Source organism: Ramlibacter sp., from assembly GCF_028291745.1.
GTDB lineage: Bacteria > Pseudomonadota > Gammaproteobacteria > Burkholderiales > Burkholderiaceae_C > Ramlibacter.
This window is the reverse complement of sequence record NZ_JAQGNQ010000077.1, coordinates 1-10,673: the sequence shown is the minus strand read 5'-3', so window position 1 is coordinate 10,673 and position 10,673 is coordinate 1. Positions and strand designations below refer to the sequence as shown.

12 protein-coding genes are annotated in these 10,673 nt (G+C 70.0%); 8 read left to right on the top strand and 4 right to left on the bottom strand.

Translation table 11 applies throughout. The features are described 5' to 3' along the window. The first annotated feature begins 335 nt into the window (after positions 1-335). From JWP60_RS14210 to JWP60_RS14200, 3 genes are all read left to right on the top strand, one after another. Positions 336-959, top strand: a complete 624-nt coding sequence (locus tag JWP60_RS14210; RefSeq protein ID WP_299792398.1) for a molybdopterin-dependent oxidoreductase — start codon at positions 336-338, stop codon at positions 957-959. Between the two features lie 110 nt (positions 960-1,069). Further along, entirely contained in the window at positions 1,070-2,134 is a 1,065-nt protein-coding gene (locus JWP60_RS14205) for a L,D-transpeptidase family protein (protein ID WP_299792395.1), read from the top strand. Further along, positions 2,131-3,090, top strand: coding sequence for a M23 family metallopeptidase (locus JWP60_RS14200; RefSeq protein ID WP_299792392.1), 960 nt, complete (start codon positions 2,131-2,133; stop codon positions 3,088-3,090). Before JWP60_RS14205 ends, JWP60_RS14200 begins: the two co-directional genes overlap by 4 nt. Before the next feature lie 28 nt (positions 3,091-3,118). Here JWP60_RS14200 and JWP60_RS14195 read toward each other — a convergent pair whose 3' ends face one another. Beyond that, the gene (locus JWP60_RS14195; RefSeq protein WP_299792389.1) at positions 3,119-4,360 is read right to left on the bottom strand and encodes a YbfB/YjiJ family MFS transporter; all 1,242 of its coding nucleotides are present in this window, start codon (positions 4,358-4,360) and stop codon (positions 3,119-3,121) included. A gap of 71 nt (positions 4,361-4,431) precedes the next feature. On the opposite strand from JWP60_RS14195, the gene JWP60_RS14190 reads away from it, so the two are divergent. From JWP60_RS14190 to JWP60_RS14175, 4 genes are all read left to right on the top strand, one after another. After that, on the top strand, positions 4,432-5,340 hold the full coding sequence (locus JWP60_RS14190; protein WP_299792386.1) for a hypothetical protein: 909 nt from the start codon (positions 4,432-4,434) through the stop codon (positions 5,338-5,340). 67 nt (positions 5,341-5,407) lie between these two features. Then, positions 5,408-6,019 carry an FHA domain-containing protein gene (locus tag JWP60_RS14185; RefSeq protein ID WP_299792383.1) on the top strand — a complete coding sequence of 204 codons (612 nt, stop codon included), beginning with the start codon at positions 5,408-5,410 and terminating at the stop codon, positions 6,017-6,019. Positions 6,020-6,034: 15 nt separating this feature from the next. Next, on the top strand, positions 6,035-6,715 hold the full coding sequence (locus JWP60_RS14180; protein ID WP_299792380.1) for a hypothetical protein: 681 nt from the start codon (positions 6,035-6,037) through the stop codon (positions 6,713-6,715). 74 nt (positions 6,716-6,789) lie between these two features. Continuing rightward, a complete protein-coding gene (locus JWP60_RS14175; protein WP_299792377.1) occupies positions 6,790-7,110 on the top strand; it encodes a hypothetical protein in 321 nt (106 codons plus the stop codon). On the opposite strand, the gene thpR is transcribed toward JWP60_RS14175, so the two are convergent. Together thpR and JWP60_RS14165 are read right to left on the bottom strand one after the other, a co-directional pair. Then, positions 7,095-7,613, bottom strand: coding sequence for an RNA 2',3'-cyclic phosphodiesterase (gene thpR / locus JWP60_RS14170; RefSeq protein WP_299792374.1), 519 nt, complete (start codon positions 7,611-7,613; stop codon positions 7,095-7,097). The genes JWP60_RS14175 and thpR overlap by 16 nt on opposite strands. 19 nt (positions 7,614-7,632) lie before the next feature. Further along, complete coding sequence (locus JWP60_RS14165; protein WP_299792372.1) at positions 7,633-8,262, bottom strand: CDP-alcohol phosphatidyltransferase family protein; 630 nt, start codon at positions 8,260-8,262, stop codon at positions 7,633-7,635. A 157-nt stretch (positions 8,263-8,419) separates the two neighbouring features. Between JWP60_RS14165 and JWP60_RS14160 the strand changes: the two genes are divergently transcribed. After that, on the top strand, positions 8,420-9,688 hold the full coding sequence (locus tag JWP60_RS14160) for an MFS transporter (protein ID WP_299792369.1): 1,269 nt from the start codon (positions 8,420-8,422) through the stop codon (positions 9,686-9,688). Positions 9,689-9,928: 240 nt separating this feature from the next. On the opposite strand, the gene serB is transcribed toward JWP60_RS14160, so the two are convergent. After that, the gene (serB, locus tag JWP60_RS14155) at positions 9,929-10,651 is read right to left on the bottom strand and encodes a phosphoserine phosphatase SerB (RefSeq protein WP_299792366.1); all 723 of its coding nucleotides are present in this window, start codon (positions 10,649-10,651) and stop codon (positions 9,929-9,931) included. Positions 10,652-10,673: the final 22 nt, after the last annotated feature.

Genomic DNA, 10,673 nt, shown 5'->3' with positions numbered 1-10,673 from the left:
AGGCGTCAAAGACGCTGCGAGGCAAATGGTCCTGAAGTTGCGCGAAAACGAGCCGGCCCTTGTGCATCGCCCACCCCGCAAATGACTGCGAGTGTGGGCTGCCGGGCGCACGAAATTCAAATCGATTCCCGCATCAGGGGGCAATTACATCAAGCAGATCAATGACTTACCGCCCAAATGCGAACTCTTCTCCGGACACTAGTGGGTCAAGCCCGCAATGACATCCGAGATTGCGGGTCAAGCCCGCAATGACATCCGCCTACCCGGGGTGCACGCTGTTGCGCAGCGACGGGCTGGCCCCCTATCATGGCCGGAACAGACCACGGAGGATGAGGATGGACAAGCGACAGTTCCTGGCTGCGGCAGTAAGCGCCGCGGCATCGATACCGGCCCTGGCCCAGAGCGAGGCGCCGGCCGCGGCGCCCTCGCCCTTTGGCGGCGGCAATACGGCGCACGGGCTGCGCGGCCCGGCGCTGCTCACCGTCACCGGCCCGCGCGTGCATGCCAATCGCAAGCCCTTCGACCCGATGCTGGACGTGATGATGGCCAAGCAGAAGCTGAGCTTCGGGCCGGCCCATGCCTTCGACTATGGGCTGCTGTCGGCGATGCCGTCCACCACCATCGAGCCGACGCTGGAGTACGACAAGAAGGTGCACCGCCTGCAGGGCCCGCTGCTGCTGGACGTGCTCAAGGCGGCCGGCGCCAACGGCGACCGCTATCGCCTGGTGATGCGTGGCATCGACGGCTATTCGCCGGTGATCCCGGTCAGCCACGCGGCGCAGTACAAGTTCATCGTGGCCACGCAGCTCGATGGCGCACCGATCCCGCTGGGCGGACTCGGCCCGCTGTGGATCACCTACGACGCCGACCGGTTTCCGGACATGGCGGCCAAGCCGCTCGAGGAACGCTTCGCGCTGTGCCCCTGGGGCGCGTACCAGATCGAGATGCAGCCGACCTGAGCCTGGGTTGCCGTCGGGACGAATCGCGCCGACCGGCCGCAGCGTCCCGCGACTACAAGGCAGCGGCGCCCACAGCGCTACGGTAAGGCAATCAGTTCTGGAGCCTTGCCATGCCAAACCCTTCAACGCTCCTGCGCGCGCTCGCGCTGGTGCTGCCCCTGGTCATCGCCGCGGCACCGCACGCGGTGCTGGCGAAGTCACCGTCGCATTCGTCCTCCCAGCACGGCGGCACGCAGGGCGGGAGCGCCGGCGCCGTCGTTCCGGCGAGCTTTCCCGCGGATGCCACCGAGCACATCGCGCAATTGAACGCGGGTGCGGCCACGCCCTTGCTGTCCGAGGGGGACAAGGGGCCGGCCGTGATCCGCGCGCAGGTGATGCTCGATCGCTGCTGGTTCTCGGTGGGCGAGATCGACGGCAATTTCGGCAGCAACATGAAGCGCACCGTCGCTGCCTTCCAGCTCGCGCGCGGCCTGCCCACCACCGGCCGGCTGGACCCGGCCACCTGGGCTGCGCTGGGGCCGCAGGCGCCGGCATTTGCCACTTATGTGCTGAGCGACCAGGACGTGAACGGGCCGTACGTGCAGATCCCCCAGGATCCCGAGCAGGAGGCCAAGCTCGCAACGCTCGGCTACGAGAGCGCCGCCGAAGCGCTGGGTGAGCGCTTTCACATGAGCCCGAAGCTGCTGGCGGCCCTCAACAAGGGACGCAACCTGCAGGTGGGCCAGGCGATCGTCGTCACCGACGTCGGCCGCGGCGCGACCGCTCCGACCGGCGCCACGGCGCTGCGCATCAACAAGTCCGACAAGATGCTCTACGTGCTGGGCGAGGGGCAGAAGGTGATCGGCGCCTTCCCGGTCAGCCTCGGCGATCCGCCCCTGCCCTTGGGCGAACTCAAGATCATCAGCAAGGCGAAGAACCCCGACTACAGCTACGACCCCGCGCTGCTGCGCAATCCCAAGACCGACCAGAAGCTCAAGCTGCCGCCGGGGCCGAACAACCCGGTGGGCCTGATGTGGCTCGGCCTGAGCAAGGAGCACGCGGGCATCCACGGCACGGCGGAGCCCTCGCAGATGTCCCGCGTGGTCACCAACGGCTGCGTGCGCCTGACCAACTGGGACGTGCTGCGCCTGTCGACCGTGGCCGGTCCCGGAATGACGGTGGAGGTGCAATCGTGAGGCGCTGGAGCCTGCCCGTCCTCGCGGTAGTCGCGACCTTCGGCCTGCAGGCCTGCGACCGCCAGGCGCCGGTGACCACGGTGGTGCCGCCTACGGCGTCACTGCCGGATAACACGGTGTTGCAGCCCGGGGCGGCGGCAACGGCAGCCGCGCCTGCCGCGCCGGCCCCCGTTGCAGTGGCACCGGTGCCGGCACCGGCCAGCGAGCCGCAGGCCGCAGCGCCAGCCACGGCGGCAGCGGCACCGACGGAGCCGGCCGCACCCGTCGCACCCGCTGTTGCCGCTGCATCGGCACCGGCACCCGACACGGCCGCGATGGGCGCTGCGCCCGGTGCCAGTGCCCCCGCACCTGCCGCCACGGCGCAAGGCACGGCCGCCCCGACCGAGATGTCCAAGCTGCAGCAGGCGCCCGCTGCCCCGCCGGCAAAAGGCAAGAAGGTCTCGGCCCTCTTGCCGCAGCTGCGCGATCCGGGGGACACGCAGGGCGCGCAGCTGTTGGGACAGCGTTCGCTGCAGGTCCCGGTGGTCGGCATCGCGCCCACCGCGCTGGCCGACAACTACGACCAGGGTCGCGGCCAGCGCAAGCACGAGGCCACCGACATCCTCGCGCCGGCCGGCACGCCGGTCGTTGCCGTGGACGATGGCCGCATTGCCAAGCTGTTCACCAGCAAGGCCGGCGGGCTCACGATCTACGAATACGACGTGCCCGGCCAACTCGCCTACTACTACGCCCACCTGCAAGCTTATGCGCAGGGGGTGCGCGAGGGCATGACGCTCAAGCGCGGCGACCTGATCGGTTATGTCGGCAGCACGGGCAATGCCGATCCGGGCGCGCCCCACCTGCACTTCGCGGTATTCCGCCTCGGCACGCCGGCCAGGTGGTGGCAAGGCGAGGCGGTGAACGCGTATCCGGCCTTGAGCCGCGCCGCCCCGAGCGATGCGGTCGTGAGCCGGTGAAGGGGACGCTTTGCTGGATGCTTGCGCGTCAGCGCAGGCCAGCCTGCGGATAGCACTTCGCGATGGCCAGGTACAAGACCGCGCCCACTGCCAGCGACCCGCTCGCAATCCACAACGCCAGGGCAAACCCCGCCGCCGCGGTGGCGCTGCGCCCCACCAGCCAGGCCGCCAGCGGCGGCCCGGCGATCTGGCCCACCCCGTACATCGCGGTCAGCAGGCCCATGAAGCTGGTGGCCTGGGCCGTGCGCACACGCCGCACTTCCTGCATCGCGAAGAAGGTGATGGCGGTGAACGGCAGTCCCAGCAACAGGCTGCCGATGGCGAAGCCGGCGAGCGTCGGGCTCACCAGGCTGGCTGCGACGCCGACCGCCTGGATCGCATAGCAGCCGGCCAGCCGCAGGCGCAGGTCGGCGCCGGGGCGCAGACGCGAGGCGCCGATCGCACCCAGCATCACGCCGACGCCGAACAGCGGCCAGAACAGGTCCAGCCATGGCGACCCCGGCAACGCCTGCCGGGCGATCACCGGCAGGAAGGTGGCCGTGACGATGTAGCCGATGCCGGCGATGCCATAGGCCAGCGTCAGCCAGGCCATCTGCCCGGCGCTGGCGTGCGCCGCCGCAACCGCATCCGTGTTGCGAGCTGCGCCGATGGGAGTTGCCGGCACACTGCGGCGCGCGTCGAGGACGCCCCACACGGTGGCGGTGAGCAGCGCGGCCAGCACGCCGAAGGTGAGCCAGCCGACCGCCGCCGGCGCGGCGAACTGCACGAGCGCGCTGGCCGCCAGTCCGCTCACGACGATGCCGCCGCCGGGCCCGACGAAGATCAGCGCGCCCATGGCGGGCACGCCGCGCCGCGCGAGTTGCTCCAGGCACCACCCCGAGGTGTAGAGGAAGACGACGGCGCTCGTCACGCCGGCGGCAAAGCGAAGCAGCGGCCACGCCGCCGGCGCCTGCAGCGCCATGCCCAGGGTGAGGAGGGCGGTCGCGACCAGGCCGCCGCGCACCAGTTGCGGTCCGTTCACGCCCGCCGCCCAGCCGAGGCGGCGCCATAGCCAGGGCTGGAAGGTGCACACCAGCGCGCCGACCAGATAGCCGAGGTAATTGGCGCTGGCCAGCAGGCTGGCACCGGCCAGCGTCACGCTGCGCTCGGCCAGCATCATCGGCAAGAGGGGCGTGAAGGCGAAGCGGCCGATGCCCATCGCCACGGCCAGGGCGATGAGGCCGGCACAGGCAACGGCAAGCGGGCGGGACGGAGTTGCAGCGGCAGCCATGGGGCGCGCAGTGTCGCATGCGCAATGGTCGAGCTCGGGCGCCTGCCGGGCTGCGGCTACGATGTGGCCCCATGAAAATACTGCTTGCGCTGCGACCCTGCAGCCCCGGCCTGGCCCAGCGCCTGGCCGCGGACGAAGCCCTGGCCCGGGCACTGGGCGCCAAGCCCAACCCTGCGGTCGGCTTCCTCTTTCCCCGCTTCTTCGACGCCTCGGGCCCGGTGCTGCCGCGGCTGCTGGCCCTGGCAGAGGGCGAGCCCGTGAGCTTCCTGCGCGACGTGCAGTGCAGCGCGCCCGAGCTGACCGCATGCAGCCATTTCGAGGTGCTGTGCCGCTCCATCATCGGCCAGAGCCGCGCCGACTCGAAGGCGACCATGGCCGCCTACCACCAGGAAGCCCTGCACGCCACAGCCAGCCGCTGGCAGGTGCGGCTGCCCCAGCGCATCTACCTGAGCAAGGTGGTCGGCGACAGCGCCATCAGCCACGTCGACGAATGGACCGGCGAGTACGTGATCGGCCGGCAGGCGGCGCAGGCGCTGCAGGCCAGCGGCCTCACCGGCTTCGAGCTGCGCCCGGTGCTGCACGCCAAGACCGGCGAGGCGCACGAGGTCGGCAGCCACCTGGTGGCGCGCGAGCTGCTGCCGGCCGCCCTGGAGGACGCGACGGTGTTCGAGACCTTCGACGAGGGCCCGCGCCAGCCCTCGACGCCGCGCCGCTACGGCTTCCTGAGTTATGCCGAGGGCGCGCTGGAACCCAGCCCCGATCTCGCGCGCACCGCGGAACCCTGGGGCTCGTGGCGCACGCCGGTGTGGATCGTGCGGCAGCGCGCACGCGCCTGGTTCGACCAGGCGCAGGTGCGCGGCTGGAAGTTCCAGCCCGTGCTGGCCGCCGGCAGTCGCCTGCACGCCGAGCACACGCAGCGCTGGAACGACCTGCTCGGCACCTTGCGCGCCGCCGGCGCCAGCGTGCTTGCGAGCGACTGAGGACGTGCTGCTTGAACCGCCGGGGCAGCAGCGTTAGCATGGCCCAGGGCTCTGCCGTGGAGGATGTATGCCGCAGCTGATCGCGACGGTGAAGGGGGTGGAGGTCAAGCACGTGTACCTGCACAAGGACCGCACGACGCTGGGCCGCAAGCCGGACAACGACATCGTGCTGGACACGATGGTGGTGAGCGGCTTGCACTGCGTGTTCGACCTGGTGGGGGTGGCCGACGTCTTCCTCGAGGACCTGGGCAGCACCAATGGCACGTGCGTGAACGACCGCATGGTCAAGGAACGCACGCGCCTGGCCGACGGCGACGTGATCGCGATCGGGCCTTATCGCATCAAGTACCTGCAGGCGAGCGAAGAGCCCAGCACCTTCGGCGGCACGCAGTTCTCGTCGCTCGATGCGCTGCCGCTGCACGCCAGCTTCACGCTCGAATCCGGCTCCTCCGCCGGGCTGGAGGTGCCGATCGTCAAGGCGGTGACCACCTTCGGCAAGCCGGGTGTGTCGGTGGTCTCGGTGGCGCACCGGCGCGGCGGCTTCTACGTCACGCACCTGGGCGGCCAGGCGACGCCCCTGCTCAATGGCACGCCCCTGGGCGTGGACCCGGTGATGCTGGCGGAGCACGACGTGCTGGATCTCGCGGGCACGCGCATGCGCTTTCAGCTGAGCGAATAAGGGCACAATCGGCGGATGGGACTGCTAGATCGAATATTCGGCAGCGGCAAGGAACCGGACGCACCCGGCCCCGCCGCGAGCACGCAGTTCCGCGAAAGCGAGCCGGATACCGAGGAGTCGCGGACCTCGCGCAACGCACCGCGCCGCGAACTGGTGCAGGTGCTCCTGCGCGACACGATGCGCAAGCACGGCATCCCGTCCGACTGGGTCGAGTGCCGCATCCTCTCCAGCATCAGCCGCAGCGGCCGCGCCGGCCTGCACGTGAACTTCGTGGTGAAGAAGGCGCACGACCGGCTGCTCGCCTACGTCTTCGCCTTCCAGGACAGCTTCGAGCGCGAGCTCGCCCGCTTCGAGCCGCGCGCCAGCGATTGGCTGATCAGCCTCGGTTGGGAGTTCCAGGGTTTCAACGCCGCCGACATGCCCGACCCCAACAGCTGGGCGAGCGGGCCGGTGCCGCTGCAGTCGCCTCTGGTGCAGGCCGATTGGCGCCCGTCGCACAGCGGCTTCGGCCACAGCGAGCCGGCCGCGCAAGAGCCTGCCAAGAGCGACGAGGACGTGCAGGAGGATTTGCAGGCGCTGTTTGCGATCCGCGACGCCGCCATGGCCGATGCCATGCGCAAGCCGCCGCCCGAGGAGGAACACGGCGACTTCGAATCGACCCAGCCGCCCGAGGACCCGGAGCCGCCCAAGCGCTGAGCGGCAGCCGCCGCTCGCTGGACGTCCAACCTCTTGCAATCGGCGGGGCCCATCCCCACGTCGAGAGCATGAACATGAACACCACCGTCTCCCAGAACCTGGTCACGCTGGCCCGCATGCTCGAGCGCCTGGACCGCAGCGGCGTCGCCGTCGACCCGCAGCAGTATCGGGGGGTGGTGGAGCACCTCTCGGAGTTGCTGCGCACCCTGCCGCACGATGCCGGCATGGATGCCGTGCTCCAGGCTTCCCCCGCGACCGCGGAACTGTACGAAAACCTGAACTACCAGCACGCGGGCCTGTGCCGCTCGCCGCTGGACCCGGCGCTCGCCGCCGAAGTTGCCGCCCGCGAAGCCATCGAACTCGCCCGCCACAGCGCGGCTCAGCCCAGGCACTGAAGCGGCGTGTAGCCGCGCCCGCCCGCAAGCGACTGCACCAGCACGTAGCCGCTGCCGGTGTGCCAGCGCACCGGCGCAGCGTCCGCCGGTGGCCGCGCCCCGGTCGCCTTGCGGGCAAAGGTGACGTGCGGGCGATAGCGTCGCGTCTCGATCGCCAGCCCCGTCGCCACGAGGCGCTCGCCCAGGCTGGCATGCAGTGCGAGCAGCGACTGCGGGACCTGCGAGGCCTCCAGCACCGCGATGCCGCCGGGCCAGACCTGCGGCTGATCCAGCAGCAATTCGCATCCCTCCCATCGCACGTCCAGGTTTTGCTGCAGCAAAGGCAGTTGCGTCGCGGCGACTTCGCCAAGGAAGTGCAGCGTGATGTGCAGGCCCTCGGGCCGCGTGCGCCGTGCGCTCGCCGGCCAGTTCCACGCATCGCTTTGCGCCCGCAGCGTGGCGCGCATCTCGTCGGAAGGCCACAGGCCGAGGAAGAGGCGCAAGGTGGGGCCGTGGGGGTCCATGGGCCACCGAGCGGCTTCGTCAGAGCTTCGGGATACGCAGCGTCTTGCTGATCATCAGGCTGCCGGAGGCGATGAAGAGCAGGGCCAGCGGATGGAAGTCCCACGGCCCCAGGTCGACCACGCCGCCCCAGATGCGCTCGCCGATGTCGCCCTGCCACGCCGCCCAGGCCAGCACGCCCGTGAGCACCACGCTGGTGGGGATCGGCGTGCCCTCGAAGTACTTCACCTTGCCCGAGTCGTCGCCGGCCATCTGTTCGGCCGTGACGTTGTAGCGCGCGAGCCGGCTCACGCCGCAGCAGACAAAGTAGATGAGGGCGGCCGCATCCCAGCCGCCCTGCAGGCCCGCGGCAAACGCCAGCGCCGCCGGGGCCATGCCGAAGGAGATCACGTCCGATAGCGAATCCAGTTCGCGCCCCAGGGCCGAGTGCTGGTGGCGCGCGCGGGCGATGCGGCCATCGAGCACGTCGAAGATGAAAGCGGCCGGCGCCAGCGCGGCTGCCGTCATGAAATACGAGCGCTCGCCGCTGGCCAGGTAGAGCATGGCCAGCAGGATGGCGCCGACGCCGCACGCGGCGTTGCCCAGGGTGAAGAAGTCGGCCAGGTGGAATTCCCGGACCATGGAGAAGTGGCGGGGCGCGCTGGGTGGCATCGTCGGTCTCTCGTTGTTTGCAGGCGACCATAAGCTCCAGCTTGGAGCGGGCTCGTCGGTGTCGCACCGTGCGCACTGTAGCCGGTGGCCGACGGCCTGCGGGAAATCCCGGGCTGCCCGCCGTTGCGCGGCCGGTGCATTGGTATCCAATGCGGCCATGCCTGTCGTTGCCGGCCGAGATGCCATCGAATCCCCCTACGCCTGGGCCCGCCTGGCGATGTCGCTGCTGCTGATGACGATCGGCGGCTCCGGCATGTATGGCATCACCGTGGTGCTGCCGCGCATGCAGCAGGACTTCGGCATCGCCCGGGGCGAGGCTTCGCTGCCGTACACACTCACGATGATCGGGTTTGGCCTGGGCGGGATCTTCATGGGGCGGCTGGCGGATCGCATCGGGATCATGGCGGTGGTGATGCTCGGAGCGGTGGGGCTGGGGCTGGGCTACATCGCCGCCGGACTCGCGCCCGGACTGGCCAGCTTCGCCCTCGCGCAGGGGGTGCTGGTGGGTGCGCTGGGAACGTCAGCCACGTTCGCGCCGCTGGTGGCCGACACCTCGCGCTGGTTCGACCGCCGCCGCGGCATCGCGCTGGCGATCTGCATGAGCGGCAACTACACCGCGGGCGCGGTCTGGCCGCCGGTGATGCAGCACTTCATCGCCACGGTGGGATGGCGCCAGACCTATATCGGCATGGGCGTGTTCTGCATCGCCAGCATGGTGCCGCTGGGGCTCGCGCTCAGGCGCAGGCCGCCCGTGGTGGCGACCGCGGCGGCGGCAACTTCGGCGGCTCCCGCGGCGACGGCGCAGCGGCCCCTGGGCCTGCCGCCCAACGTGCTGCTCGCGCTGCTGTGCGTGGCCGGCGTGTCCTGCTGCGTGGCGATGTCCATGCCGCAGGTGCACATCGTCGCCTATTGCAGCGACCTCGGCTTCGGGCCCGCGCGCGGGGCCGAGATGCTGTCGCTGATGCTGGGGATGGGCGTGGTGAGCCGGCTCGTCTCGGGCTGGGTGTCGGACCGCATCGGCGGGCTGCGCACGCTGCTGCTCGGATCGCTGCTGCAGGGCGTGGCGCTGCTGCTGTTCCTGCCTGCGGACCGGCTGGTGTCGCTGTACGTGGTCTCGGCGTTGTTCGGTTTGTTCCAGGGCGGCATCGTCCCCGCGTATGCACTGATCGTGCGCGAGTACTTCCCGCCGCAGGAGGCCGGCGCGCGCGTGGGCACCGTGCTGATGGCGACGCTGTTCGGGATGGCGCTGGGCGGCTGGATGTCCGGTGCGGTGTTCGACCTGACGGGGTCCTACCGCGCGGCCTTCCTGAACGGCATCGGCTGGAACCTGCTGAACCTCACGATCATCGGCGGGCTGCTGTGGCGGGCGAGTTCGCTGGGGCTGGTGCGGGGGTGGCCGGGCGTGCGGGCACGCGCGGCCGCGTGAGGTGTAGGGAGCGGACATCTGGACGCAGAAGGCGCAAAGGTTTCGCAAAAGTCGCAAAAGGAAATGCAAACGTATTCGCTGGTGTGGGTGCGTCGTGCAGCAAAGCCGGTGGCGCCGATGCCGTGACGCCGATGCCGTGGGTACGCAATGAAATCCTTCCACGGTTTTCTTTTGCGACTTCTGCGAAACCTTTGCGCTTTCTGCGTCCGGCTGTCCGCATTGCCATCCGGATGTCCGTATTCAGCGCACCACTTCCAGCAGCCGATCCAGCCCGCCCTCGTCGATCGCCACCATCGCCTGTTCGCGGACCTTCGGCTTGGCGTGATACGCCACCGACAGGCCCGCTTCGCCCATCATCGGCAGGTCGTTGGCGCCGTCGCCCATCGCGATGGCCTGCCTGGGCGAGATCCCCAGTTGCGCGCAGGTTTCCAGCAGCATCTTGCGCTTCTCGGCACCGTCGCAGATGTCGCCCCACGGCTGGTCCACCATGCGGCCGGTGAGCTCGCCGCAGTTAGCGCCCGACCGGATCTCCAGCACGTTGGAGCGCGTGAAGTCGATGCCCAGGCGATCGCGGATGCGGTCGGTGAAGAAGGTGAAGCCGCCCGAGACCAGCAGCACCTTCAGGCCCGCGGCCTGGCACGCGCGCACCAGGTGCTCGGCGCCGGGATTGAGCTGCAGCTGCTGCGTGTAGATCAGTTCCAGGTCCGCCACGGTCACCCCGCGCAGCAACGCCACGCGCTGGCGCAGGCTCTCCTTGTAGTCGGCGATCTCGCCGCGCATCGCGGCTTCGGTGATCGCGGCGACTTCGGCCTTCTTGCCCACGGCAGCGGCGATCTCGTCCACGCACTCGATGTTGATGAGGGTGGAGTCCATGTCGAAGGCGATGAGCTTGAAGTCGCTCAGCGCCAGCGGCGGCGTGAAGCCCTGGACCTGCAGGCCGGGCGCGATGTCTTGGAACGGCATGGCGCGATTTTCTCACTGGCCC